The 25,738-nt window shown below is 68.1% G+C and carries 26 protein-coding genes; 10 read left to right on the forward strand and 16 right to left on the reverse strand.

All coding sequences use genetic code 11. The features are described 5' to 3' along the window. Positions 1-23 precede the first annotated feature (23 nt). The 5 genes from atpD to ACP7AU_RS05805 all read left to right on the forward strand — a co-directional run bounded on the left by atpD (position 24) and on the right by ACP7AU_RS05805 (position 2,960). Positions 24-1,571: a F0F1 ATP synthase subunit beta gene (atpD, locus tag ACP7AU_RS05785; protein ID WP_426050808.1), complete on the forward strand. Its 1,548-nt coding sequence runs from the start codon at positions 24-26 to the stop codon at positions 1,569-1,571. Positions 1,572-1,573: 2 nt separating this feature from the next. Further along, the gene (locus tag ACP7AU_RS05790) at positions 1,574-1,843 is read left to right on the forward strand and encodes an ATP synthase F1 subunit epsilon (RefSeq protein ID WP_426038836.1); all 270 of its coding nucleotides are present in this window, start codon (positions 1,574-1,576) and stop codon (positions 1,841-1,843) included. A gap of 15 nt (positions 1,844-1,858) precedes the next feature. Next, entirely contained in the window at positions 1,859-2,182 is a 324-nt protein-coding gene (locus ACP7AU_RS05795; protein ID WP_426038835.1) for a YnfA family protein, read from the forward strand. Between the two features lie 135 nt (positions 2,183-2,317). Next, positions 2,318-2,704, forward strand: a complete 387-nt coding sequence (locus ACP7AU_RS05800) for a DMT family transporter (RefSeq protein WP_426050894.1) — start codon at positions 2,318-2,320, stop codon at positions 2,702-2,704. A 19-nt stretch (positions 2,705-2,723) separates the two neighbouring features. Next, entirely contained in the window at positions 2,724-2,960 is a 237-nt protein-coding gene (locus ACP7AU_RS05805) for a DUF1272 domain-containing protein (RefSeq protein ID WP_426038834.1), read from the forward strand. Between the two features lie 106 nt (positions 2,961-3,066). Here ACP7AU_RS05805 and ACP7AU_RS05810 read toward each other — a convergent pair whose 3' ends face one another. From ACP7AU_RS05810 to obgE, 8 genes are all read right to left on the reverse strand, one after another. After that, the gene (locus tag ACP7AU_RS05810) at positions 3,067-3,555 is read right to left on the reverse strand and encodes an RNA pyrophosphohydrolase (protein WP_426050809.1); all 489 of its coding nucleotides are present in this window, start codon (positions 3,553-3,555) and stop codon (positions 3,067-3,069) included. Positions 3,556-3,698: 143 nt separating this feature from the next. Next, positions 3,699-4,898: a divergent polysaccharide deacetylase family protein gene (locus ACP7AU_RS05815; RefSeq protein WP_426038874.1), complete on the reverse strand. Its 1,200-nt coding sequence runs from the start codon at positions 4,896-4,898 to the stop codon at positions 3,699-3,701. A 276-nt stretch (positions 4,899-5,174) separates the two neighbouring features. After that, complete coding sequence (locus tag ACP7AU_RS05820; protein WP_426050810.1) at positions 5,175-6,536, reverse strand: S41 family peptidase; 1,362 nt, start codon at positions 6,534-6,536, stop codon at positions 5,175-5,177. Positions 6,537-6,715: 179 nt separating this feature from the next. Further along, positions 6,716-7,768, reverse strand: coding sequence for a murein hydrolase activator EnvC family protein (locus ACP7AU_RS05825; protein WP_426050811.1), 1,053 nt, complete (start codon positions 7,766-7,768; stop codon positions 6,716-6,718). Beyond that, positions 7,768-8,232 (reverse strand): 23S rRNA (pseudouridine(1915)-N(3))-methyltransferase RlmH, encoded by a 465-nt coding sequence (gene rlmH, locus ACP7AU_RS05830; RefSeq protein WP_303697093.1) that lies wholly within the window; start codon positions 8,230-8,232, stop codon positions 7,768-7,770. Before rlmH ends, ACP7AU_RS05825 begins: the two co-directional genes overlap by 1 nt. Positions 8,233-8,244: 12 nt before the next feature. Beyond that, entirely contained in the window at positions 8,245-8,745 is a 501-nt protein-coding gene (gene rsfS, locus ACP7AU_RS05835; RefSeq protein ID WP_426038830.1) for a ribosome silencing factor, read from the reverse strand. Between the two features lie 218 nt (positions 8,746-8,963). Next, positions 8,964-9,611: a nicotinate-nucleotide adenylyltransferase gene (locus tag ACP7AU_RS05840; protein ID WP_426050812.1), complete on the reverse strand. Its 648-nt coding sequence runs from the start codon at positions 9,609-9,611 to the stop codon at positions 8,964-8,966. A gap of 230 nt (positions 9,612-9,841) precedes the next feature. After that, complete coding sequence (gene obgE, locus ACP7AU_RS05845; protein ID WP_426038829.1) at positions 9,842-10,894, reverse strand: GTPase ObgE; 1,053 nt, start codon at positions 10,892-10,894, stop codon at positions 9,842-9,844. Positions 10,895-11,055: 161 nt separating this feature from the next. Between obgE and ACP7AU_RS05850 the strand changes: the two genes are divergently transcribed. Continuing rightward, positions 11,056-11,811 (forward strand): hypothetical protein, encoded by a 756-nt coding sequence (locus tag ACP7AU_RS05850; RefSeq protein ID WP_426038828.1) that lies wholly within the window; start codon positions 11,056-11,058, stop codon positions 11,809-11,811. 179 nt (positions 11,812-11,990) lie between these two features. Here ACP7AU_RS05850 and lpdA read toward each other — a convergent pair whose 3' ends face one another. The 5 genes from lpdA to ACP7AU_RS05875 form a co-directional block, all read right to left on the reverse strand. Then, positions 11,991-13,388: a dihydrolipoyl dehydrogenase gene (gene lpdA / locus ACP7AU_RS05855; RefSeq protein ID WP_426050813.1), complete on the reverse strand. Its 1,398-nt coding sequence runs from the start codon at positions 13,386-13,388 to the stop codon at positions 11,991-11,993. 22 nt (positions 13,389-13,410) lie between these two features. Further along, positions 13,411-13,908 carry a hypothetical protein gene (locus ACP7AU_RS05860; protein ID WP_426050814.1) on the reverse strand — a complete coding sequence of 166 codons (498 nt, stop codon included), beginning with the start codon at positions 13,906-13,908 and terminating at the stop codon, positions 13,411-13,413. A gap of 90 nt (positions 13,909-13,998) precedes the next feature. After that, complete coding sequence (locus ACP7AU_RS05865) at positions 13,999-15,702, reverse strand: 2-oxo acid dehydrogenase subunit E2 (protein ID WP_426050815.1); 1,704 nt, start codon at positions 15,700-15,702, stop codon at positions 13,999-14,001. Continuing rightward, on the reverse strand, positions 15,702-16,829 hold the full coding sequence (locus ACP7AU_RS05870) for an alpha-ketoacid dehydrogenase subunit beta (RefSeq protein WP_426038824.1): 1,128 nt from the start codon (positions 16,827-16,829) through the stop codon (positions 15,702-15,704). Before ACP7AU_RS05870 ends, ACP7AU_RS05865 begins: the two co-directional genes overlap by 1 nt. A 4-nt stretch (positions 16,830-16,833) precedes the next feature. Further along, on the reverse strand, positions 16,834-18,066 hold the full coding sequence (locus ACP7AU_RS05875) for a 3-methyl-2-oxobutanoate dehydrogenase (2-methylpropanoyl-transferring) subunit alpha (RefSeq protein WP_426050816.1): 1,233 nt from the start codon (positions 18,064-18,066) through the stop codon (positions 16,834-16,836). 143 nt (positions 18,067-18,209) lie between these two features. On the opposite strand from ACP7AU_RS05875, the gene ACP7AU_RS05880 reads away from it, so the two are divergent. Then, complete coding sequence (locus tag ACP7AU_RS05880) at positions 18,210-18,698, forward strand: Lrp/AsnC family transcriptional regulator (protein WP_426038822.1); 489 nt, start codon at positions 18,210-18,212, stop codon at positions 18,696-18,698. A gap of 28 nt (positions 18,699-18,726) precedes the next feature. Continuing rightward, on the forward strand, positions 18,727-19,662 hold the full coding sequence (locus ACP7AU_RS05885; protein ID WP_426050817.1) for a pirin family protein: 936 nt from the start codon (positions 18,727-18,729) through the stop codon (positions 19,660-19,662). Here ACP7AU_RS05885 and ACP7AU_RS05890 read toward each other — a convergent pair. Then, positions 19,659-21,014: an alpha/beta hydrolase family protein gene (locus tag ACP7AU_RS05890; RefSeq protein WP_426050818.1), complete on the reverse strand. Its 1,356-nt coding sequence runs from the start codon at positions 21,012-21,014 to the stop codon at positions 19,659-19,661. The genes ACP7AU_RS05885 and ACP7AU_RS05890 overlap by 4 nt on opposite strands. Positions 21,015-21,167: 153 nt before the next feature. Then, complete coding sequence (locus ACP7AU_RS05895; RefSeq protein ID WP_426038819.1) at positions 21,168-22,127, reverse strand: alpha/beta fold hydrolase; 960 nt, start codon at positions 22,125-22,127, stop codon at positions 21,168-21,170. A gap of 60 nt (positions 22,128-22,187) precedes the next feature. Here ACP7AU_RS05895 and ACP7AU_RS05900 point away from each other — a divergent pair, with 60 nt between their 5' ends. Together ACP7AU_RS05900 and ACP7AU_RS05905 are read left to right on the forward strand one after the other, a co-directional pair. Next, entirely contained in the window at positions 22,188-23,024 is an 837-nt protein-coding gene (locus tag ACP7AU_RS05900) for an aldo/keto reductase (protein WP_426050819.1), read from the forward strand. A 122-nt stretch (positions 23,025-23,146) separates the two neighbouring features. After that, on the forward strand, positions 23,147-23,476 hold the full coding sequence (locus ACP7AU_RS05905) for a hypothetical protein (RefSeq protein WP_426050820.1): 330 nt from the start codon (positions 23,147-23,149) through the stop codon (positions 23,474-23,476). A 76-nt stretch (positions 23,477-23,552) separates the two neighbouring features. Here the strand turns inward: ACP7AU_RS05905 and ACP7AU_RS05910 are convergent, their stop codons facing one another. Continuing rightward, on the reverse strand, positions 23,553-25,730 hold the full coding sequence (locus tag ACP7AU_RS05910) for a 3-hydroxyacyl-CoA dehydrogenase NAD-binding domain-containing protein (RefSeq protein WP_426038816.1): 2,178 nt from the start codon (positions 25,728-25,730) through the stop codon (positions 23,553-23,555). Positions 25,731-25,738 lie beyond the last annotated feature (8 nt).

A 25,738-nucleotide genomic window follows, 5' to 3' on the forward strand; every position in this document is an offset into this window, starting at 1 on the left:
ACACGATAAACGGACTGCACCCGATGACCGACACCGTCGCCAAGAAACCCGCCGCCCCCAAGAAGCCCGCTGCTTCCAAGGCTCCCAAGGCTCCCGCCGCCTCCGCGACCGGCAACGCCGTCGTCACCGTCGGAACGGGCGTGGGCAAGATCGCCCAGGTCATCGGCGCCGTCGTGGACGTCGAGTTCACCGGCGAACTGCCGGCGATCCTGAACGCGCTGGAAACCCGGAACGTCGACCAGAGGACGGGCGAGCCCTTCACCCTGGTCCTGGAAGTGGCCCAGCACCTGGGTGAGAACATGGTCCGCACCATCGCCATGGACACGACCGAGGGCCTGACGCGCGGCCAGCCGGTGACCGATACGGGCACCTCGATCCTGGCTCCGGTCGGCCCGGGCACGCTCGGCCGCATCATGAATGTCGTCGGCCAGCCGATCGACGAAGCCGGTCCGATCCAGACCACGATGTACCGCCCGATCCACCGCGAGGCGCCGTCGTTCGAAGAACAATCGACGTCTTCGGAAATCCTGGTCACGGGCATCAAGGTCATCGACCTGATCTGCCCCTACACCAAGGGCGGCAAGACCGGCCTGTTCGGCGGCGCCGGCGTCGGCAAGACCGTTACGATGCAGGAACTGATCAATAACATAGCCAAGGCCTACGGCGGTTATTCGGTTCTGGCCGGCGTGGGTGAGCGCACCCGCGAAGGCAACGACCTGTATCACGAGATGATCGAGTCCAACGTGAACGTCGCCGGCGGCGGCGAAGGCTCGAAATGCGCCCTGGTCTACGGCCAGATGAACGAGCCTCCCGGAGCCCGCGCCCGCGTGGCCCTGACCGGCCTGGCCCAGGCCGAATATTTCCGCGACGAAGAGGGCAAGGACGTCCTGCTCTTCATCGACAACATCTTCCGCTTCACCCAGGCCGGTTCGGAAATGTCCGCCCTGCTGGGTCGTATCCCCTCGGCCGTGGGCTATCAGCCGACCCTGGCCACCGAGATGGGCAACCTGCAGGAACGCATCACCTCGACCAAGAAGGGCTCGATCACCTCGATCCAGGCCATCTACGTCCCCGCCGACGACCTGACCGACCCCGCGCCCGCCGCCTCCTTCGCCCACCTGGACGCGACGACCGTTCTGAACCGCGACATCGCCGCCCAGGCCATCTTCCCGGCCGTGGACCCGCTGGACTCGACCTCGCGGATCATGGACCCGCTGGTCATCGGCGAGGAACACTACCGCGTCGCGCGTTCGGTCCAGGAAGTCCTGCAGCAGTACAAGTCGCTGAAGGACATCATCGCCATCCTCGGCATGGACGAGCTGTCGGAAGAGGACAAGCTGGTCGTCTCGCGCGCCCGGAAGATCAGCCGCTTCCTGTCGCAGCCCTTCTTCGTGGCCGAGCAGTTCACCAACGCGCCGGGCAAGTTCGTGTCGCTGGAAGACACGATCCGCTCGTTCAAGGGCATCGTCGCCGGTGAATACGACCACCTGCCGGAAGCCGCCTTCTACATGGTCGGCGCGATCGAAGAGGCCGTCGAAAAGGCCGCCAAGCTCGCCGCGGACGCTGCATAAGCATGGCCGGGAAGCTTTCTTTCTCGCTGGTGTCGCCTGAGCGCGAGGTCTTCGCTGGCCTCGTCGATCAGGTCGATGCGCCGGGCGTCGAGGGCGACTTCGGCGTCCTCGCCGACCACGCCCCCTTCATGACCGCCCTGCGCGAAGGCCCGGTCACGGTGTTCGACGGCTCGTCGAAGCGCACCTTCGAGGTCAAGGGTGGCTTCGCCGACGTGACTCCCGCCGGCCTGACCATCCTGGCCGAGGCGGCGACCGAGGTCGCGGCGGCCTAGGGTCCGCGCGCCGTCATGACGGCGCTCATCTATCTGCTGGCAGCCGGCGCGGAAATCGCCGGCTGTTTTGCGTTCTGGGCCTGGCTGAGGCTGGAGCGTTCGCCGCTGTGGCTGATCCCCGGCATGGCCGCCCTGGCCCTGTTCGCCTGGCTCCTGACGCGGGTCGAGACCGATTCGGCGGGGCGGGCCTATGCGGCCTATGGCGGGGTCTATATCGCCGCGTCACTGCTGTGGCTGTGGCTGGTGGAGCATCGGGCGCCCGATCGCTGGGATATGCTCGGGGCGGGGATCTGTCTGGTCGGGGCAGGTGTGATCCTTTTCGGTCCGCGAGGGGCATGACGGTCGCCAATGTCCGTCGCCAAACCGATCAGGCGCCGACGCCAATCTCGCCAACCTGACCAATCGACTTGATCGGGGCTAAAACGGCCCTAGATATCGGCGGCAAGACGAGGCCACGCCCTCGCCCCGACGCCGCTGGGCCTCGGGCCAAGCCCGGGACGGCCCGGCCTTTCGCAAGGAGGGCCGTATCCAATGGCCTGGGTCTATCTTCTCATCGCCGGCCTGTTCGAGATCGTCTGGGCCTATTTCATGAAACAGTCCGAGGGCTTCACCCGGCTGTGGCCCAGCCTGCTCACGCTCGGCTTTATGGCCGTCAGCTTCGCCCTGTTGTCCATGGCGATGAAGTCGCTGCCGATGGGCACGGCCTATGTCATCTGGACCGGTATCGGCGCGGTCGGGGCCTTCATCGTCGGCGTGGTGCTGCTCGGCGAGAGCCTGACGGTGCTGCGCGTGGTCGCGGCCTTGCTCGTCGTGGCCGGCCTGGTCATCTTCCGCCTGGCGCCCGGCGGTTCGTCGCACTGACGCCCATGAGGAGGTGCGGATGCTGGAGCTTCGGCCCAACTGCGAATGCTGCGACCGGGATTTGCCGCCGGAGAGCCCGGACGCGCGGATCTGCACCTTCGAATGCACCTTCTGTGCGTCGTGCGTGGCAGGTCCGCTGAACGGCGTCTGCCCCAACTGCGGGGGTAACTTCGTCTCGCGCCCGATCCGGCCGGTGGGAAAACTGGCGCGCTTTCCCGCGAGCGCACGGCGGGTCACGCGAGCGACCTGTCCCTGATTTTCGTGCACCCCGGCGAAGGCCGGGGTCCAGATCACGGATGCGGACGGCCGGGATATCGCGCCGCGCGTCGCTCATCGCCGGGGTGCGCCGGTGAGAGAGGAACTTAGGCGGCGAACTTCGAGAAGGCCGCGACCACCTGATCGTAGGCCTGCCGTTTGAACGGCACGATCAGGTCGCAGGCTTCCGACAGATCGCCCCAGCGCCAGGCGTCGAACTCGATCTCGTCGTGCTGGTCGAGGCGGATTTCGGCCTCGTCGCCGGCGAAGCGGAAGGCGAACCAGACCTGTTTCTGGCCGTCCCACGGCTTCTTGCCCTTGAGTTTGTGTTGCGCCTTCAGGGCCTCGGGGAAGTCGTAGACGATCCAGCCCTCTGTGCGACCGATCAGCTCGGCTGAGACGACGCCGGTCTCCTCCTCCAGCTCGCGCCGGGCGGCGGCCTCGATGTCCTCGCCCTTGTCGACGCCGCCCTGCGGGAACTGCCAGGCGTGCGAGCCCGCCTGTCCGGCGCGACGGCCGAACCAGACCTTGCCGTGCTGGTTGAACAGGACGACGCCGACGTTGGGACGGTGGGTGGGGTGGAGATCGCTGTTCATATCCGAGCATCCCCGCAAAGGCGGGGACCCAGTTCTGTTGTGAGGCACGGTGGGCGGGATTAGCCTCAAAGCGCGCGCAGAGCCAGCCACGGGCCTAAAGGCCCGGGGCCCCGCCTCTGAAGCGATGCAAAAGACCTTTAGGTCTACCGCCCCGGCCGCTGCGTCATCGACGACGCCGGCGCCAGTTGCAGGCCGCGGGCGTCCAGACCGGCGGTCCAGCGGGCGGCGGCCTCGACCGTGACCGGATAGGCAAAGCCAGTCCCCAGAGCCGCGCCGCGCGACTTGGCGGCGGCCTCGAGCGCATTCAGGCGGCCGATGATGGCGGCCGGTGTCTGGGTCTCGTCGATGATCGCGTCTGCGCTGGCGCGAGCCCAGGCGCCGGGCCTGCGGCGGGCCGAGCCGTCGTCAAGGAAGGCGACGCCGCGCTGGCGGAGGGTCCCGAGGAAGGCCGCCATGCCCGTGTCCGAGGTTATGAACCGGTCGCCCAAATAGTTGGTGACGCCGAAATAGCCGGTCGCCCGACCGAGCAGCCAGGCCATCCTGGCCTCGACATCGTTGGGCGTGGCGTTGGCCAGCAGGGTGTAGGGGCCGGGATCGTTGTTGGGGTAGCCGGTCGGCTCCATCGGAATCTCGATCATGACCTCGTGGCCCTGGGCGCGGGCCAGGTCGATCCAGCCCTGCAGCCCTTGGGCGTAGGGGACGAAGCTGAGGGTCACGTCCGGGGGCAGGCGTTCGATGGCGGCGCGGGTCGTGACGGCGTTGAGGCCGAGGCCGCCGACGATCAGGGCGATGCGCGGCTTGCCGTTGGGCTGGAAGGGTCGGGCATAGGCCTGGGCCGGGACGCGGCCGTCGGCGGCGATGACAGGGAGCGCGCCTTGCGGCCCGGGTTGGCTGAGACCGGCGATGGGCGCCGCCGGCAGGGGCGAGGGGGCGATCCGGGGCGCGGCGATGGCCGAGCCGCCGGCGACGGTCGCGCCGTCCGGCAGGGTGATCAGGGCGTCGCCGCCGGCCGCGCCGGTCGGATCGAGGGCGGGGTCCGCGCCCAGACCCTGCCAGGCGGCGAACCCGCCCATGGAGAAGGCTTCTAGGCCGGTGGGCGCCGGCGCCGCGACCGGGGCCTCGCGCTCGAGGGCCACGCGGGCGGTCGGGGTTCCTGCGCGGGGGTCGCCGAGAACGGTCAGGAACAGGGCCACCGTGCCCATCAGAAGAAGACCGGCCGCGCCGACGGCGACCGGCGGCTTCCTGAACACGGCGAGGGCCGACTTGAGGTCGAACTTCGGCAGCCGCCCCGTTGGCGGGGCGCCGGCCGTGGCGGCGAGGGCGGACTGACGCTTGGCGAACATGGACGAAGTACGCTCTGCAATCTGGCGGCCGGACGGATTCCGGACGGCGATCATCGCGCACGACTATGAACAGGCGGCGGTTAAGAAAGCCTAACGGCGCGTTAGGCATGTTTCAGTGTCTCCTCCCTGCGGCGCAGGCATGGGGAGGTGGCTCGGAGCGAAGCGGAGAGACGGAGGGGTTCTGCGTGCGGCAAGAACCCCTCCGTCAGCTCGCGAAGAGGCTCGCCGCCACCTCCCCATTCGCCAAGCGGCGAACAGGGAAGAGACTTGAGGGCGCTACTCTTCTTCGGTCGTGTCGATTGCGGCGACCTCGACCGACCCGTCGCTGGTCACAATGCCTTCCGGGGCGGCCGCCAACCGGGTCAGGTCGCCGCCGGCGCGCAGGACGTCGAGCGCCCGCTGGAGCTGGTAGTCGGCGTCCTTGTCATAGTCCGCACCCGGCGCCTCGCGCGGGGTGTGGGCGCCCTTGCGCTCGGCGCCGATGGAGGCGTCCAGCGCGGTCGCATAGGCGGCCTCGGAGTAGATGAAGCTTGAGCGGGACACGATCCGGGCTTCGGCCTCGGTGCGGGCGACCTCAAGGTCGGGCTCGATGCCGGTCTTCTGGATCGAGGCGCCGGACGGGGTGTAGTAGCGCGCCGTCGTGATCGACAGGGCCCCGTCGCGGCCGCCGCCCAGCGGGATGACGGTCTGGACCGACCCCTTGCCGAAGCTGGTCAGGCCGACCAGCGTGGCCCGTTCCTGATCCTTCAGGGCGCCGGCGACGATCTCGGACGCCGAGGCGGAGCCGTAGTTGATCAGCACCACCAGATGCAGGCCGCCGGTCAGGTCGCCCGGGCGGGCGGCGTAGCGTTCGATCTGCTCGGGTTTGCGACCGCGCTGGCTGACGATCTCGCCGCGTTCGAGGAAGGCGTCGGAGACGTCGATGGCCGCCGTCAGCAGGCCGCCGCCGTTGTTGCGCAGGTCGAGCACGAAGCCCTTCACCGCCGGGTTGTCGCGCCGGATCTTCCCGATCGCCTCGGTCAGTTCGCGGCCGGTGTTTTCGTTGAAGGTCGAGATGCGCAGATAGCCGAAGTCGCCCTCCATGCGGCTGGTGACCGATTCGACCTTGATGACCTCGCGCACCAGGGTCACCTCGAGCGGCTCCTCGCCGTCGCGCAGGAAGGTGACAGAGACCGAGGTGCCCATGGCGCCGCGCAGTTTCTCCGACACCTGGGTCACGGTCAGGCCCGAGGCGTTCTGGCCCTCGATGGCCGAGATGATGTCGCCGGCCTGGACGCCGGCGCGGGCGGCGGGGCTGCCGTCCATCGGCGAGATGACCTTGACCAGGCCGCCCTCGGCCGTGATCGTCAGGCCGACGCCTGAATATTCGCCCGAGGTCCGCTCCTGCAGGTCCTCGAACCCCTGCGGCGGCAGATAGTTGGAGTGCGGGTCGAGCGCGGTCATCATGCCCGCCAGGGCCGCCTCGATCAGCTTCTTGTTGTCGACCGGAACGACATAGGCCTGTTCCACCACCGCCAGCACGTCGCCGAACAGCTGCAGCATACGGAAGGTTTCGTTGCGTGGCGTCTGGCTGGCGACGGTCACGCCGCTGAGGCCAAGAGCCGCGACGGCGGCGCCGACGATGAGCAGTTTACGCATTCGGTCTCTTTCGGAGCCGCCGGAGCAGCAGAGGGCTAAGTGAGTCGAGCTTAGGGCCTAGGACCACACGACCAAATCGTGGCGGTCCCGCGTTCAGTGGATAAAATCAGCGTCATGTCGGCTTGGGAAGCGGTTTCGCCAGGTCGCGCCCGGTGACGAGGGCCGGGGCCATGGCCCCCTCACAGATACGGCGCTGGATCCACGGCCCGATCCTCCCGGCGCAGTTCGAAATAGACCTCGCCGCCGCGCGCGGTCGAGCCCAGACCCTGGCCGTCCGCCACCCGCTCGCCCGTCTCTACGGAGAGGGTGTCGAGGCCGGCGACCACGGCGCGCCAGCCGCCGCCGAGATCCAGGATGACCACCTCGCCCCAGCCGCTGAGCGGGCCGGCATGATCGACTCGGCCTGCGGCGGGGGAGGCGATTGCACCGGCGGGAGCGGCCCAGCGCAGGCCCTGTCCCGACTTCGCCAGAGGCGCGCCGCTGACCGGCGCGGTGAGGCGGGTGCGACCGCCGGGCAGGCGGGTGGACGGCGTGGGCGCGTCGGTGACCGTCGCGGGGCGGCCGCCGAGGTTGCGGATCCGGGTCTCCAGGGCGGCTGCGGCGCGCTCGGCCAGGGCGGCGTCGGCGCGCAGCACGGCCAGCAGGGCGGTGCGGCGGCCGGACAGGTCCTCGATCTCCGCGCGGCGGTCGCCCTGGGCGCTTTCGGTGGTCAGGAGGCGTTCGCTGGACAGGACGGCGAGGCGGCGGATGCGGACGACCTCGGCCTGACGCGTGGCGAAGGCAGCGGCGCGGCGCTGCATCTCCGGGGCCATGGCCCTCATCAGGATGGCGGCGCGGACGGTGTCGACGGCGCGGTCGGCGGGGATCAGCAACGGCGGCGGCGGCTTGCGGCTCATCATCTGCAGGGCGGACAGGAGCCGGCCCTGACCGTCGCGGGCCTGGGCCAGTTCGGCGACGATGGCGGCCTCGCGCCGGCCCAGGTCGCGCAGCCGCTGGCGCTGGGCGGACAACTGCATGTCATCGGCGGTCTGGTCGCTGCGCAGGGTCGCCAGTTCGCGGTCCAGGCCGGTGATCTCGGTCTGGGCGTCGCGGGCGTCGGCGCGCAGGCGCCGCGCGCGCACCTGTTCGTCGCGGTACTGGGCCTGAAGCTGTTCGAGGTCGTCCTGGACCGAGGCTGCAGCGGGCAGGCCGGACAGGGCGATCAGGATAGACAGGACGGCGGCGCGGTTCATCAGTCCCGATGATAGGGTGATCCGGCCAGGATCGTCACCGCGCGATAGAGCTGTTCGGCCAGCATGGCCCGGGCCAGGGCGTGGGGCCAGGTCTGGGGTCCGAAGGCCAGGGTCGATCCGGCGGCGGCGAGCACGCCGGCGTCCAGCCCGTCCGCCCCACCGATGACGAAGACCAGCCGCCGCTCGCCCCGGTCGCGCAGGGTCGCGATATGGTCGGCGAAGGCGCGGCTGGAGTACGTCTTGCCGCGCTCGTCGCAGGCGATCAGGTGCGCGCCGTCGGCCGCCGCCAGCAGCAGTTCGGCTTCCGGCGCCTTGCCGGTCTTGCGGGGTTCGAGGTCGATCAGATCAAGCGGGCCGAGGCCCAGCACCCGGCCGGCCGCCGTCGCCCGGGCCGCATAGTCCGAGGCGAGCGTCGCCTCGGGCCCGCGTCCCGGCTTGCCGATCGCGGCGATGGCCAGCTTCATCCCGGAGGATGCTTACGCGTTGGCGGTGCGGTGGGCGCTGTCGACGGCCCAGATCTTTTCGATGTTGTAGAACATCCGCACTTCGGGCCGGAACAGGTGGACGATGACGTCGCCGGCATCGATCAGAACCCAGTCGCAGTGCGGCAGGCCCTCGACCTTGGCGCGGCCAAGACCCTGTTCCTTCAGCGTGCGCAGAAGGTGGTCGGCGAGCGCGCCGACATGGCGGTGCGACCGGCCCGAGGCCACGATCATGCTGTCGGCCATGGGCGACTTGCCCCTCAGGTCGATCAGGACGATGTCCTGGGCCTTGTCGTCGTCCAGCTTGGTCAGCAAGGCGATTTCAAGCGGGGTGGCACCGGTCGGGACGACGCCCTGACGGTCGAAGTTCGAGGGGTCGTCGCCGCCGTCGTCCGCGCTGAACAGCGGGAAGTCTTCGGCGGAATCGTCGGAGAGGTCTTCGTCGTGACCGTCTTCGGCCCCGTCTTCTGAGTGGATGGGCGCGATCGGCTCCATCTCATGGGCCGTGTTCGAAACGGCGTCTTCTTGCGCGTCGTGCGCGGGCGAGGGGGTCAGCGGAAGGCTCCGGGCGGGTTCACTAAAGAGGCTCTCTAGCACGAAAGCCCGAAAACGTCACCCGGTGGCTTTTTAGTTGGCTAACGCTCGACGCGCCCCCCGGTCCGATCTCCGATCGGCCGGAGGACAGGCTCTGTCTCGCTGCTTGAGCCGTAAGGTCATTTCTGGGCCCGCAAGGCCGTGGACGAACTGGGGTTCAGCGGCGCCGTCAGATAGGTCCAGGAGGGAGCCGCCATCGTGGGCAACAGGCGCGCCTCGTTGGACGAAACCCGGTGGCCGGCGAAGCGGTGGGCGGCGGGGGCGGCGCGGCTTTCAAGCAGGCTGCCCGGCCGGGCGATCACGGCCACCGGCATCATCCGCATGATGTCGGTCCAGCCCCGCCAGCAATGGAAATTCGCCAGATTGTCGGAGCCCATCAGCCAGACGAAATGCACGCCGGGGTGACGCAGTTTGAGCGCGCGCAGGGTGTCGATAGTCCAGGTCGTGCCGACGCGGGTCTCGAAGTCGGAGACCACCATGTGCGGGCCGCGCGCGAAGGTCTCGGCCGAGGCCATGCGATCGGCCAGGGGCGCGGTCTGGCGCCTGTCCTTCAGCGGGTTCTGGGACGAGACCAGCCAGATCACGCGGTCGAGATCCATCCGCTGGACCGCCGTCTCCGCCACATGGGCATGCCCGTCGTGGGCCGGATTGAACGAGCCGCCGAACAGCCCGACCTTCATCCCGGCGGCCAGGCCCAGGCCGTCTCTCAGCGCCCCTGATCGGGGGCCGCTCGCCTGGGGCGCGGGACCGGCGTGAAAGAAGGACAAGGCGGGCGGGCTCGCGTCGGACTTATGCTCACGGATGAGCAAACGAAAGCGCAGCTAACACGACGTCGGTCGGCTTGTCGCGGTCAGCCGCCGGTCTTGTTGAGCGTCTCGCCGATGACGCCGGCGTCGGGGCCGGCGAGCCAGACCCGGACCGTCGCCATGCGGCTCGACCGCCCCCGCCCGACTTGCTGCGCACAGTCGCCCTCCCCCAGGGGGGAGGGGAGGGCTCTCTAGGGCTTCCAGCCGTCGGCGAAGACCTCGATCTCGTCGCCCTCTTCGTCGATCTCGCCGCGCGTCTTGCGGACCTCGGCCCAGGCGGCGCGGAGCAGTTCCGGCACGCCTTCGCCGGAGACGCCGGAGACCATCATCGGGCGGCGGCCGGCGACGGCCTCCAGCTCGGCGGCCTTCTCCTCGCGCGCCTCGGGGGTCAGGGCGTCGATCTTGTTGAGGGCCAGGATCTCCTGCTTGTCGCCCAGACCTTCGCCGTAGGCGTCGAGCTCGCCCCGGATGATGCGGTAGGCCTCGGCCACATCGTCCTGGGTGCCGTCGATCAGGTGGATCAGGGAGGCCGAGCGTTCGACGTGACCGAGGAAACGGGTGCCGAGACCGGCGCCTTCCGAGGCCCCCTCGATCAGGCCGGGGATGTCGGCGATGACGAACCGTTCCCCGGGGCTAAGGTCAACCATGCCGAGGTTGGGGGCCAGGGTCGTGAACGGATAGTCGGCGATCTTGGGCCGCGCCGCCGAGGCGGCGGCGAGGAAGGTCGACTTGCCGGCGTTGGGCAGGCCGGCCAGACCGATGTCGGCGATCAGCTTGAGCCGCAGCCAGATCCACATCTCCTGGCCTTCCTGGCCGGGGTTGGCGTGGCGCGGGGCCTGGTTCTGCGGACCCTTGAAGCGGACATTGCCCCAGCCGCCGTTGCCGCCAGAGAGCAGCAGTTCCTTCTGGCCGACCTCGACCATGTCGAGCACGACGGTTTCCTTGTCCTCGCCCAGCACCTGGGTGCCGACGGGGACCTTGAGGACGACGTCTTCGCCCCGGGCGCCGTGCATCTGGCGACCCATGCCGTGGGTCCCTGTCGGGGCCTTGAAATGCTGCTGGTAGCGGTAGTCGATCAGGGTGTTCAGCCCGTCGACGGCCTCGACCCAGACGTTGCCGCCATTGCCGCCGTCGCCGCCGTCCGGCCCGCCGTTGGGGATGAATTTCTCGCGCCGGAATGAGACGGAGCCCGCGCCGCCGTTGCCGGAACGAATGTAGATCTTGGCCTGGTCGAGAAACTTCATCGGGGATTTCTAAGTAGGGGCGCGGACGCGTGCGACGCGATCGCGCGCGTCTTGAGGGCGGCCCATAGCCCAAGAGAGCGGCGATTTACAGGCAGGCCGCTTAAGCGGATCGAAAGCGGTCGTCGTCCAGGATCATCGAGAACACAGAAGGAGAGATCAGAATGATCTCGCTGACGACCTCGGCGACCCAGCCGCTGCCGTTCTGGCGCACTCCCTTGCCGGGGCAGGCGAAAACGCCTCAGGACGCGTCGCCGGGCTTCGGCCTGCCGTCCCTCTCCGACATGCGCGACGCGCAGAAGTCGATGAAGAAGGAGATGGCGGCCAAAAAGGTCCAGGCCGTGCGTGAACGCCGCGACGCCCTGATGCTGATGGTCAAGATCGACCCCAGGGCGGCGCTGAAGATGACGGCCGAACTGGCGAAGGAGCTGAAATCGGCGGTGAAGGACTATGTCGAGGCCGGCGGCAGGAACGTGACCGACGGCGAGATGGCGATGATGCGCCGGGACGCGAAGGACGCCCGCGAGGCCGCCGACGCGGCGCTGAAGGGGCTGCCCCCGGAACCGAAGGATGCCGAGGTCGAGGCTCCGACGGTCGATGCGGAGATGAAGCGGGCGCAGGCCGCCTATGCCGCCGCCTTCGACATCGCCGACGGGCGCGACGAGACGGCGGACCGGGCCGAAGCCGTGTTCGGCGCGGCCATGGTCGACCAGGGCTTCTTCGAGCAGGTGAAGATGGCGCTCGGTGAGCTCAAGGAAGCGCGCGAGAAGATCAAGGCCGACCGGGCCAACCCGAAATCGCCGGACAGGGACGACTGGAAGGCGGCCGACAAGGACATGGCTGAGCTGGAGAAGGCTCTGGATTTCGCTCCGACGGGGATGCCCGGGCTGGTTTCGGGCGGGGCGTCGGTCAAGGCCTGACCTGCCCTGGGTCTCCACGCGTGTCTGTGCCTCCCCGAGGGGGCCGTCCCGAGGCGCGAGACCGACGTCGCCAAACCCCAACTGCCCCGTCCGCTTCACCGACAGCGCAAAGCCTCCGTCAAGGACAGGGACTCACAGACAGGGAATAACGCAGCGGCCCGATAGGGAGGGGCAGGGGGTCAGATGTGGATGGCGTGGCCCAGCGCCCTCAGGCTCGCCTCGTGGAAGGCCTCGCCGAGGGTCGGGTGGACGTGGATGATCCCCGCGACATCCTCCAGCACGGCGCCCATCTCCAGCATCTGGGCGAAGCTGTTGGACAGTTCGGCGACGTGCTGGCCGACGGCCTGGACGCCGAGCAGGCGGTGGTCGTCCTTTGACGCGAGCACGCGCACGAAGCCGCCGTCCTCGGCCGCCTCGATGGCGAGCGCCCGGCCGATGGCGGCCAGCGGGAAGACAGCGGTGATCACGTCGTCGCGTCCTGCGACGTCGAGCGGCCCGAGGCCCGCCGAGACAATCTCCGGCTCCGTGAAACAGACGGCGGCGATGGTCACGGGGTCGAAGCGCTTGTCGTGGCCGGCGATGACCTCGGCCACGACCTCGCCCTGGGCCGAGCCCTTGTGGGCCAGCATGGGTTCGCCGGTCAGGTCGCCGACGGCCCAGACGTTCCTCATCGAGGTGGCGCAACGGTCGTCGGTCTTCACGAACGGCCCGGCCATGGCGACACCCATGTTTTCCAGACCCCAGCCGGCGGTGCGAGGACGACGCCCGACGGTGACCAGCACCTTGTCGGCGTCGAGCGACAGAGGCTCGCCCTCCTTCGTGGTGATCGACAGTTTCCCGTCCCCGAACCCGCCGGCCCGGGCGCCGAGGTGCATCTCGACCCCGTGGTCGGTCAGCCACTTCATGACCGGGTCGGTCAGGGCCTTGTCGTAGAGCGGCAGGATGCGCTCGGCCATCTCGACGATGGCGACCTGGGCCCCCAGTTTGCGGTAGGCGATGCCCAGCTCCAGACCGATATAGCCGCCGCCGACCACGACCAGTTTCCCCGGCACGGCGTCCAGCGACAGGGCCTCGGTCGAGGAGACGACGTCGCCGCCGAACGGCAGGAAGGGCAGTTCTACGGGCTCGGACCCCGTCGCCAGGATGACGTGCTCGGCCGTGATCGTAATCGGGCCGTCGGCGGTCTCGACGCGGCAGGTCTTGGCGTCCTCGAAGGTCGCCCATCCCTTGATGACCTTGACCTTCGCCTTCTTCAGCAGGGCCGCGACGCCGTTGTTCAGCTTACGGACGATCCCGTCCTTCCAGGCGACGGTCTTCGACAGATCGATCGCCGGCTCCGACGCCGTGATGCCCAGGGTGCCTTCGCCGGCGGCCTTCGACACGGTCTCGAACTTCGAGGCCGCGTGGATGATCGCCTTGGACGGAATACAGCCGACGTTCAGGCAGGTGCCGCCCAGCCCGTCGCCGCCGTCGACGAGGACGGTGTCCAGCCCCAGCTGGCCGCAGCGGATGCCCGCGACATAGCCGCCGGTGCCCGCGCCGATGATGAGGACTTTGGTCTTCAGGGTCTGGGTCATGCGTCGTCGATACTCGGAAAAGTCAGGGCTGAATCTCTTCGACCAGCTCGAGGATGGTGCGGAACAGGGGATCGCCCTGCTGGACGGCGTCGACCGTGGCGGTCGTGCCTTCGCGCAGGTTGGAGGCGTCCTCGGGGACCAGGGCGACGGCCAGGGCGCCGACCTCCGGGGTCCAGCCAATCGTGCAGAAGGGTGTCCGGTTCCAGGCGACGCGGAACGGGCCGGTGACGACGTCCTCGCCCTTGATGATCCAGGCGGGCTCCAGCGTCGCGAAGCCGAAGGCCTCGCAGCCGCGTTCGCCGGGGTCGCCCTGGAAGGACGGGCCCGATGCACGCGCCCGGGCGTCGGCGAGACAGTCGGTCGGATCGGTTCGTTCGACCGACACGACCCGACCGACGAAGGCGGCGCGGGCCGTCGCGGTCTCGTAGGACGTGTTTGGTGGTGGCGGCAGGCAGGCCCAGGCCGGGGCCGTCCCCAGCAGGGCCACGGCGGTGACGGCGGCGATCAGGATGCGGGTCATGGCGCTCTCTCCTCGCGGATCAGAGGTCCATGAACGCCACCGGGCGACATTTCGCAAACCACGGTCCCTGACGATGCCGCCACAGCCGTCTCAGCCCATCCACAGTGTCGCGGGATGCTCGAGCAGGCCCTTGATCCGCTGCACGAAGACGGCGGCGTCGTGGCCGTCGACGATGCGGTGATCGAAGCTGGACGACAGGTTCATCATCTTGCGCACGACCATCTGGCCGTTCCGCACCACGACCCGGTCCTCGATCTTGTTGGGGCCGACGATGGCGACCTCGGGGTGGTTGATGATTGGGGTGTGGACCAGGCCGCCGAGCGTGCCCAGCGAGGTGATGGTGATGGTCGAGCCGGACAGTTCCTCGCGTTTCGCAGAGCCGTCCTTGGCCGCGCCGGAGACGCGAGCGATCTCGGCGGCGGTGACGTAGGGGTCGAGCGATTCCGCGTGGCGGACGACCGGCACCATCAGGCCGTTCGGGGTCTGGGCGGCGATGCCCAGATGCACGGCTGCGTGCTGGGTCAGGACTCCGGCCTCGTCGTCATAGGTGGCGTTGATCTGCGGCTGGTCGCGCAGGGCCACGACGATGGCGCGGGCGATGAAGGGCAGGACGTTGAGCTTTCCTTTGCCGCTCGTCTTCGCCTGGGCATTCAGATGGGCGCGAAGCTCCTCCAGCGCCGTGACGTCGATCTCTTCCACATAGGTGATGTGGGGAATGCGCCGGACGCTCTCGGCCATCTTCTCCGCGATCTTGCGGCGCAGCCCGATGATGCGGACCTCGGTCGTGCCCTCGGCCTTCACATAGGTCGAGGCGGACGCCGATGGTCCGTGTTTGGACGGACCGCGTGCGCCGCCCGATACGAAGGCGTCGAGGTCGCCGTGTTCGATGCGGCCGGCCGGGCCGGAGCCGGGCACGAACTGCAGTTCCAGACCCAGTTCACGGGCGCGCTTACGCACAGCGGGCGAGGCCAGGGGGCGGACGCCGGGCGTCTGGGCGGTGCGGGCCGGTGCTGCGGCAAGAGCCCCTCCACCCCCCGCGAAGTCGCGGGCGGTCCCCCTCCCCATGCCTTCGGCACGGGGAGGAGACGATGCGGCAGCGGTGGTCTCCTCCCCGCGCGCAGCGGGGGGAGGTGGCTCGGAGCGCAGCGGAGAGACGGAGGGGCTCTTGGACGCCTCAACATTCCCGGCGCCCTCGACGTTGAAGCTGACCAGGGCGCCGCCGACCGGAGAGGCCTTGCCGATTTCGCCGTGCAGGGCGGCGACGACACCGGAGACCGGCGAGGTCAGCTCGACGGTAGCCTTGTCGGTCATGATCTCGGCGAGGATCTGGTCTTCCTGAACCGTGTCGCCGACCGCGACGTGCCAGGCGACCAGTTCGGCCTCGGCGGTGCCTTCGCCGACGTCGGGCAGTTTGAAGACATAGTTGCCGGCGGCGAGCGACGACGGGGTTTCGACGACGTCTTCGGCCTCGGGCGCTTCCAGAACAGGCGCGGCGTCCGGCTCCGGTTCAGCGACCGGCGCGGGCCGGGCCTCGGCAGAGGCATTGCCTGCGCCCTCGACCTCGAACTCGACCAGCGGGCCGCCGACGGGCGACATGGCGCCGGGTTCGCCGTGCAGGGCGGTGACGACGCCGGAGACCGGGCTGGTCAGTTCGACGGTGGCCTTGTCGGTCATAATGTCGGCGAGCAGCTGGTCCTCGGCGACGACATCGCCGATCGCGACGTGCCAGCCGACCAGTTCGGCCTCGGCGGTGCCTTCGCCCACGTCGGGCAGTTTGAAGACGTAGCGGCCCATCAGCGCGACCCTCCGGTCATGACGGCTTTCAGCGCGGTGGCGACCCGTTCCGGCCCGGGGAAATATTCCCACTCGAAGGCGTGCGGGTAGGGGGTGTCCCAGCCGCAGACGCGGGTGACGGGGGCTTCCAGGTGATAGAAGCAGCGCTCCAGCACCAGGGCGGAGAGCTCTCCTCCGTACCCGGAGGTTTTCGGCGCCTCGTGCACGATGACGCAGCGGCCGGTCTTCTTCACCGAGGCTTCGATGGTCTCGATATCGAGCGGCACGAGCGAGCGCAGGTCGATGACCTCGGCGTCCACGCCCGCGTGTTCCGCGCCGGCCAGCGACACCCAGACCATGGTGCCGTAGCAGAGGATGGTGACGTCATTGCCCTCGCGCATGATCCGCGCCTTGCCGATGGGCTCGACATATTTGCCTGTCGGGACCTGGGCCAGATCCTGGGTCTTCCACGGGCTCACCGGCTTCTGGTGCCAGCCGTCGAAGGGGCCGTTGTAGAGCCGTTTGGGCTCGAAGAAGATGACCGGATCGTCGTCCTCGATCGCCGCGGTCAGCAGGCCCTTGGCGTCATAGGGGTTGGACGGAATGACGACCTTCAGTCCCGCAATGTGGGTGAACAGGGCTTCCGGCGACTGCGAGTGGGTCTGGCCGCCGAAGATGCCGCCGCCGTAGGGTGAACGGACCACGATGGGCGAGGTGAACTGGCCGCCCGAGCGATAGCGCATCTTGGCCGCTTCGGAGACGATCTGGTCGTAGGCCGGATAGATGTAGTCGGCGAACTGGATCTCCACGACCGGACGCAGGCCGTAGGCCCCCATGCCGATGGCGGCGGCGACGAGGCCGCATTCCGAGATCGGAGTGTCGAAGCTGCGGGTCAGGCCGTGCTTTTGCTGCAGCTGGTCGGTGACGCGGAAGACGCCGCCGAAATAGCCGGCGTCTTCGCCGAAGCTGAGGACGTTGGGATCCTCGGCCATCTTCACATGCAGGGCCGAGTTCAGCGCCTGGATCATGTTCATCGGCTGGACGGCGCCGGCCTCCGGCGCGACCGAGGCGGGGGCCTCGGTCTGATCGACCATGTCGGGGGCGATGCCGTCGTGCTGGTCGGCGTCGGTGAAGGTCTGTTCGCTCATCGGATCAGACTCCCACTTCGCGGCGCTGTTCGGTCAGGCGCCAGTCTTCGGTCGCATAGACCTCTTCGAACATCGTCTTCACGCTCGGGCGCGACTGCCCCAGCGTCCCTATGGCTTCGGATTCCTTGCCGGCCGCGCGGACCTGGGCGACGGCCTCGGCCTCCGCTTCGGCCTGGGCTTCGTCGGACCATTCGCCGAGCGCGATCAGGTGCTGTTTCAGGCGCGCGATCGGATCGCCCAACGGCCATTTCTCATGCTCGTCGCCAGGCCGATAACGGCTCGGGTCATCCGAGGTCGAATGCGGGGCACCGCGGTAGGTGAACAGCTCGATCACCGTCGCGCCCTGGTTCGACCGGGCGCGTCCTTCGGCCCACTGGGTCGCGGCCCAGACGGCGAGGAAGTCGTTGCCGTCGACGCGCAGGGCCGGAAGGCCGTAGCCGATGGCCTTGGAGGCGAAGGTCGTCTCAAGCCCGCCGGCGATGCCCTGGAAGGAGCTGATGGCCCACTGGTTATTGACGATGTTGAGGATCACCGGGGCGCGGTAGACGCTGGCGAAGGTCAGGGCGTTGTGGAAGTCGCCCTCGGCCGTGGCTCCGTCGCCGATCCAGGTGATGGCGATCTTGTCGTCGCCCTTGTAGGCGCTGGCCATGGCCCAGCCGACCGCCTGCGGCACCTGGGTGCCGAGGTTTCCCGAGATGGTGAAGAACCCATAGTCCTTGGCCGAATACATGATCGGCAGCTGACGCCCCTTGATCGGGTCCGAAGCGTTGGAATAGATCTGGTTCATCATGTCGACGAGCGGATAGCCGCGCGCGATTAGCAGGCCCTGCTGGCGATAGGTGGGGAAGCCCATGTCCTCGCGGCTCAGGATCATGCCCTGGGCGACTGCGATGGCCTCCTCGCCAGTACACTTCATATAGAAGCTGGTCTTGCCCTGGCGGTGGGCCCGATGCATCCGGTCGTCGAAGGCGCGGGTCAGGATCATCGCCTTCAGACCCTTCTTCAGGGTCTCCGCGTCGAGGCGCGGGTTCCACGGCCCGATGGCCTGGCCCTCATCGTCCAGCACCCGGATCAGGCGGAAGGCCAGGTCCAGCATCTGCACCGGGCGGGCGTCGACCGGCGGGCGGTCCACACTACCGGCAGCGTCGAGTTTCAGGTGGCTGAAATCCGGGGCATCGCCCGGACGGCCCGAGGGCTCCGGCACGCGCAGCGAGAGCGGCTTGGTGTTCCTGGTCATTCCATCCTGCCGTTCGGTTGATCCGACCGCACTTCTTGGCGGCTGGATAGCATGAGCGCGAAATCAAGGCTCGCCTATTTTAGCCTTGCGTCAAGCAGTTTTAGGGTATTTTATTGCGCCATAACGACAAATGGAGAAACGCATTGGCGGACGAACTGGATCCCATCGACGCTCGAATTCTGGACATCCTGCAGCAGGACGCCGGATTGTCGGTCGCGGAAGTGGCCGAGAGGGTGGGACTGTCGGCCTCGCCGTGCTGGCGCCGGATCAAGAGACTGGAAGATTCCGGCCTGATCCGCAAGCGGGTGACTCTTCTGGACGCCGCCCTGCTGGGTCTGGACTTCGAGGTCTATGCCATCGTCAAGCTGAGCCTGCCCTCGCGTGAGAACCTGGACGCCTTTGAGGCCGCCGTCGCCAACTGGCCCGAGGTGGTCCAGTGCGCCACCATCACCGGGCGCGAGGACTATGTGCTGCGGATCATCACGTCGGACATGCACGCCTTCGACAAATTCCTGCGCGACAAGTTGCTGACCCTCGGCATCGTCTCGGACTGCGAAAGCCATATCGTCACCCGCGGCGTCAAGAATGTGACGACCCTGCCGCTGGGCATCATCACGCCTCACGTGCAATAGGACCGGTTACAGATAGAGGAGCCCGCCCATGATCGAGATAGTGATCGACGCCCGCAAGAAGGACCTCGGCGGGTTCGAGGTCGGGCGCATCCTGCCCTTCCATTCGCGCCGGATGGTCGGGCCCTTCATCTTCCTCGATCACATGGGACCGGCCGAGTTCGCGCCGGGCGCGGATGCGATCAACGTCCGCCCGCACCCGCACATCGGCCTGTCGACCCTGACCTATCTGTTCGAGGGCGAGATCATGCACCGCGACAGCCTCGGCTACACCCAGGCGATCCGGCCGGGCGAGGTCAACTGGATGACCGCGGGCAAGGGCATCACCCACTCCGAGCGCACGGACCCGTTGAAGAAGGCGCAGGGCGGCCCGATGAACGGGATGCAGGCCTGGATCGCCCTGCCGAATGAGGCCGAGGAGATCAACCCGTCGTTCCAGCATTACGGCGAGGACGCCCTGCCGGCCTACGAGAACGGCGGCCTGTTCGCCCGTCTGGTGGCGGGCGAGGCCTACGGCGCCACGGCCAACGTGAAGACCTCGTCGCCGCTCTTCTATGTTCATTGGGAGATGCAGGAAGGCGTGCGCACCGCCCCGCCTCCGGGCAAGGGCTCGGGCGGCATGTCCGAGCGGGCGCTCTATGTCGCCAAGGGCTCGATCGAGGTCGGCGACCGCACCTTCCATGAGGGCCAGATGATCGTGCTGGAGCCCAATGCCGAGCCGACGGTGAAGTCTCTGACCCAGGCGACCGTTATGGCGCTCGGCGGCGAACCGGTCGGCCAGCGGATGATCTGGTGGAACTTCGTGTCGTCGTCCCAGGCGCGGCTGGACCAGGCGAAAGAAGACTGGAAGGCCGGGCGGATGAAGCTGCCCGACGAGGATGATCTGGAGTTCATTCCGTTGCCGGAGGATTCCGCCGTCACGACCCGATCCGAGCCGATCAAGCCGGAACCGACGCACCCGGTCTAGGGTCGGGCGCCGGTCACTCGAACCACCCAGTCCGTCACGGTCGAAATCGCCTCAGGCGCCAGGGACTCGGTAATGGTCCCATATTCGCCCGGCAGGCCGGTCCCGGCCGTCTGCATCAGATGATTCAGACCGGGCAGGACGACGATCTCGGCCATCGGCTGGATGCGGGCCAGGGCCTCGGCGTTCTGGTCGGCCGGGACCTGCAGATCCTTGCCGCCATAGATCGCCAGAAGCGGCACATGCAGGCCGGCCAACGCCGGCGCGGGATCATGGGCAGCGAACCAGCGGTACCAAGGTGAACTGAGCAGGCGGAGGCCCGCCTGGGCCTGTGCGGGCGACTGTCCGGCGGCGATGAGAACGGCCTCGGCATCTCGGGCGGCTGCGGCGCCATCGTCCTTGTTTCGGACGACGGCGGCCATGACCTCACCCTGCACGCGCCGCGCTTCCGCGACCTGATCGGGCGCGGCGCCGGAGGCCTCGGCCAGACGGGCGGCCTGTTCGGTGATAATGTCCGCCCCGGAGACGGCCTGCCCGGCGATCATGACGACGAAGGCGGCGGGCGCACCCTCCGAGACGGCCAAGGGCGCGGTCATGCCGCCTTCGCTATGACCCATCAGGCCGATGCGCGCGGGATCGATCTCGGACCGCGTCCGCAGGAAGGCGATGGCCGCAGCGGCGTCGGCGGCGAAATCCGCAGAGGTGTCTTCGGTCGTGCCCCCGCCCGATCCACCCACGCCTCGATCATCGTAGCGCAGCACGGCGACGCCGCGCCGGGTCAGGGCGTCGGCCCAGACGGCGAAGGGCTTGTGATCGAAGATGGTCTCGTCCCGGTCCTGGGCGCCCGACCCGGTCAGCAGGACCACCGCCGGGAATGGCCCATCGCCTTCCGGCAGGGTCAGGATCCCGGCCAGGGTGATCCCCGCGCCCTCGTTACGGAACGTCACGTCTTCGGCGGGATAGGGAAAAGGCGGGACGGGCGTCTGAGGCCGCGCCGGACCCGCGGGCTCTGCTCCCGTCGCCGCCCGCGTCAGGATGAGCGGCAGTGAGGCAGCGCCTTGCGACCAGGCGCCGGTCCAGGTCTGACCGTCCGCCGATCTTGCGCCCTCGAACCGTCCGTGAGCGACGGGGACGGTGAAGCGGACGACGCCGCCCGTTTCGCTCAATTCGGTGACTGGAATGCCGCGCGCGTTCTGCGCCGGGCTGTCCATGAAGACCTGTCCGCCCGCCTCGACGCGGATGACGAGGGGCAGGGAGGTCCCGCCGACGTTCAGCGCGCCTTCCCAGCGACCGACCAGATCAGCGGCTTCAGCCTGGGCGGGGGCGACGACGGGTGGGACGGACATCGCGATCATACGACTCTCTCAACAAGCCAACCTCCACCGTGCACCCGGGCGAAGGCCGGGGTCCAGATGGAAATCGAGTTATCGGCAGGCTGGATGCGGTGGCGCATCCAGACGAACGGGTCTGTGATCTGCACGGACAAAGAGAAACGGGCGGTGTCTCCTCTAAAGAGACCGAAGGAACTCCAGCAGCGCCGCATTGACCTCATCCGGCCGCTCCTGCTGCAGCCAGTGGCCGGCGCCCGGCAGGACGGTCTGGCTGCGCAGGTCGGTGAGCCAGTCCTTCAGCCCCGCCTCGTGCTGACCCGCATAGTGGCGGACGGGATCGCGCTCACCAACCAGGAACATCGACGGCTGGCGGATCTGTTTGCCTTGCAGGAAGGCGGTCAGGGCCCAGTTGCGGTCGATGTTCCGATACCAGTCCATCGGCCCCCTGAAGCCTCCGGCGGTGAAGGCGGCGACATATTCCGCGTGGTGCGCCTCGCTCATCCACGGCGGCAGGGTCGCGTCCTCGGGCGCCTCGGACAGGAAGTTTTCCCCCGGAGCGATGAAGCCGGTCGACTGGCGATCGGGCGGGGTCGATCCGTCGTAGGAATAGAACCCCTTGCGGAGACCTCCCGCCACATCGGCTTCGAAGATCGTGTGATGATCGGGGTCCTGGAACTGGACCATGTAGAGCTCGCCGAGCCCGGCGCGTTTGGCCAGCGCAGACATGGCGGCGGTCGGCGGGCCCTTGGGACGGCGCGGCTGGAACGGCACCGACAGTCCGGCGACGGCGGTGAACATATCCGGCCGCATCAGGGCGCAGTGCCAGGCGACCGGCGCGCCCCAGTCGTGGCCGACGACGGTGCAGGTCTCCGCTCCCAGGGCCCGGACCAGATCGACCATGTCGCCGACCAGATTGAGGATCGAATAGTTCTCGACCCGCTCCGGCTTGTCGGTGCCGCCATAGCCGCGCATGTCCGGCGCCACCGCGTGGTAGCCCGCTTCGGCGAGGGCCTGAGCCTGCGCCCGCCAGCTGATGCCCAATTCGGGGAAGCCGTGGATCAGCAGCACGAGAGACCCTTCGCCGGCCTCCAGAATCTGCTGCCTGAGGCCGTCTGTCTGGACGATGCGGGTCTGCATGGGACGGGTTCTCCGATGAGGCCTTTGAAGCCGACCGCGACGTCGTGCATTGATGTCGCCATGACGCGCATGACCAGCTTCTCCGACGGTACGATCGTTCCGGCCCTGGGCCAAGGGACCTGGATGATCGGCGACGATCCCAGGACCCGCGACGCCGAACAGGCGGCCCTGTCTCGCGGCATCGACCTGGGTCTGACCCTGATCGACACGGCGGAAATCTATGGCGACGGCCGGTCCGAACGGCTGGTCGGCGAGGTCATCAAGGATCGCCGGGACGAGGTCTTCCTGGTCTCCAAGATCCGGCCCGACAACGCCGGCGAGATGACCATGATGCTCCATTGCGAGAAGTCGCTGGAACGGCTCGGCGTCGACCGGCTCGACCTCTTTCTGCTGCACTGGGAGAGCCGTCACCCGCTGGAGGAGATCGTCGCCGGGTTCGAGGAACTGATCGACGAGGGAATGATCGCCCGCTGGGGCGTGTCCAACCTCGATATCCGCACCATGAACCGGCTGGACGAGGTCGACGGCGGGGAGCGCTGCGCCACCAACCAGCTGCTGTACAATCCCGGCTCGCGCGGGATCGAGTTCGACCTGCTGCCCTGGCAGCAGGAGCGGCTGATGCCGGTGATGGCCTATTCGCCTCTCGGGCGCGGCGATCTGCTGACTCATCCGGCGCTGCAGGCTGTGGCCGACCGACACGACGCCACTCCGGCCCAGATCGCACTGGCGGCGGTCCTGCGTCAGGAGGGCATCATCGCCATCCCCAAGGCCTCGACCGTGGCCCATGTCGAGGCCAATGCGGCGGCGCTGGAGATCGAACTGGACCACGAGGACCTCGAAGCCCTCGACCGCGCCTTCCCGCCGCCCTCGACCGCACAGCCGCTGGACATTATCTAAAGAAGCCGGACCGGCGCTGACGAGAAATGACGCCGCATACGGCCACGCTTTTCGGCTGACCGTTGTTCGGATACAGAAATCTCCATGACGCCGACATGCCGTCGGCTGGGGGAGTTTCCACCATGCGTAGCCTGCTCATGATTGTCGCGGCCGCCGCCGCGATCGGCGTCCCGGCCGTCGCCCAGACGGGCGCTGTGTCCTTCTCGATCGAGAACAACAGCGAGCACACCATCGACGCCATCCTCTACGGCCAGTCGTCCTCGGACGAGTGGAGCGACAACATCCTCGACGTCGAGGTCGAGCCCGGCGACACGGTCGAGGTGACCGTCGACGACGAACTGGAAGACTGCATGTACGACTTCGCCTACAGCTTCGATGACGGGTCGGCCTACGCCGAGCGCGTCGACATGTGCGAGATCGACGGTACGACCTACGAGTTCACCGGCGGCTGATCCGTTCACGGATCGCCCAAAGAAACGGCCCCGGGAGCGATCCCGGGGCCGTTGTCTTTTCAGGTTTCAGGCGCGATCAGGCTGCGGCCTTGGCGCCCGTGAACCTGCCGTAGAAGGTCTCGCCCTTGGCGGCCATGTCGCGCAGCAGCTGCGGGACCTTGAAGCGCTCGCCGTAGCGGGCGGCGTAGTCGTCGGCCCGGGTCACGAAGGCCTTCAGCCCGATCTGGTCGATGTAGGTGATCGGGCCGCCGGTCCAGGGCGCGAAGCCCCAGGCCAGGATGGCGCCGACATCGGCCTCGCGCGGGTCGTCGATGACGCCCTCTTCCCAGCAACGCGCCACTTCCACCGCCTGGCGATAGAGCAGGCGCTGCTTTTGATCCTCGACCAGTTCCGGCGTCGAATCGTTGATCTTGACCGGCGCCAATTCCGACAGGCCCGACCAGAGCTTCTTGGGCTTCACGTCGTAGTCGTAGAAGCCCTTGCCGTTCTTGCGGCCGTAGCGGCCCAGGTCCTCGACCATGGTGCGGATGATCTCGGCGCCGGCCAGCGGAACGTATTTGTCGCCGAGGTCGAGGGCGGTCTGTTTCGACACCTTCATCGACAGATCGAGGGCGACGTCGTCGTGCATTTCCAGAGGGCCGCGCGGCATGCCGGTCATGCGACCGATGTTGTCGATCAGGGCGGGGGCATAGCCCTCTTCCAGCATGGCCAGACCCTCGGCGACATAGGTGCCGAAGCAGCGCGAGGTGTAGAAGCCGCGGCCGTCGTTGACGATGATCGGGGTCTTCTTGATCTTCATGACGTAGTCGAGCGTCTTGGCGATCGCGGCCTGACCCGTCTTCTCGCCCAGTATGATCTCGACCAGCATCATCTTGTCGACCGGCGAGAAGAAGTGGATGCCGATGAAGTCCTCGGGACGAACGGAGGCTTCGGCCAGGCCGGTGATCGGCAGGGTCGAGGTGTTGGATCCGAACACGGCTCCGGCTTCAAGCTGGGCCTCGGCACGCCTGGTGACGTCGGCCTTGATCTCGCGGTTCTCGAACACCGCCTCGATGACCAGGTCCGAGCCCTTGATCTGCTCATAGTCGGTGGTGGCGATCACGGAGCCGAGCAGGGCGTCGTACTTGTCCTGGGTCAGCTGGCCGCGCGACAGGCGCTTCTTCAGAAGCTCCTCGACGTGGGCCTTGCCCTTGTCGGCGTCTTCCTGGGTGCGGTCGATCAGTATGGTCTGGATGCCGGCCAGCGCCTGCACATAGGCGATGCCCGCGCCCATCATGCCGGCGCCGATGACCGTGACCTTCTTCGCGTCCGAGGCCGGGATGCCGGCCGGCCGCACGGCGCCCTTGTCGAGCTCCTGCTTCGACAGGAACAGCGAGCGGATCATGCCCTGGGCCTGCGGGGTCATCAGGGTCTTGATGAAGTAGCGCGTCTCGATCCGCAGGGCCGCGTCCATCGGCACCTGGATGCCCTCATAGACGGCCTTCATCAGGTTGATGACGGCCGGATAGTTGCCGTAGGACTGCTTGCGGATCATCGCATTGCCGACCAGGAAGTTCTGGATGCCGGCCGGGTGGTAGGGGCCGCCGCCGGGTTGTTTGAAATCCTTCGAATCCCAGGGCTGAACGGCCTTGCCGCCGCCCTTGATCCAGGCCTTGGCGGCCTCGACTTCAGTTCCCTTGGCCACGACCTCATTGACAACGCCCGCGCCCTTGGCGTCGTTCGGACGCCACGAGGAGCCGGCGCTCATGGCCGTCATGGCCGCCTGCACGCCGATCATGCGCGGCAGGCGTTGGGTGCCGCCGCCGCCGGGGAACAGGCCGACCTTGATCTCCGGCAGGCCGAGCTGGATCTTCGGATCGTCGCCGACCACGCGGTAGTGGCAGGCCAGAGTCAGTTCCAGACCGCCGCCGAGCGCCAGGCCGTTGATGGCCGCCGCGATCGGCTTGCCGCAGGTTTCCAGCGCTCGCAGCGAGCCGTTCATCTTCCAGCCCGCGTCGAACGCGGCCTGAAGGTCGCCGCCGCCGGCCAGCGATCCGCCGGCCATGTCGCCGAGGTCGGCGCCGGCGCAGAAGCCCGAGGCCTTGCCCGAGGTGAGGACCGCACCCTTGATGGCGTCGTCGGTCTTGATGCGTTCGACCAGCTCAGGCAGCTCGGCCATCACGCTGGACGTCAGGGTATTCATCGAACGGCCCGGCACGTCGAAGGTGACCAGGGCGATGCCGTCGGCGTCGACGTCGATCTTGAAGTTTTCCATGCTCGTGA

It is taken from the genome of Brevundimonas sp. SL161 (assembly GCF_049896985.1).
Classification (GTDB): domain Bacteria; phylum Pseudomonadota; class Alphaproteobacteria; order Caulobacterales; family Caulobacteraceae; genus Brevundimonas.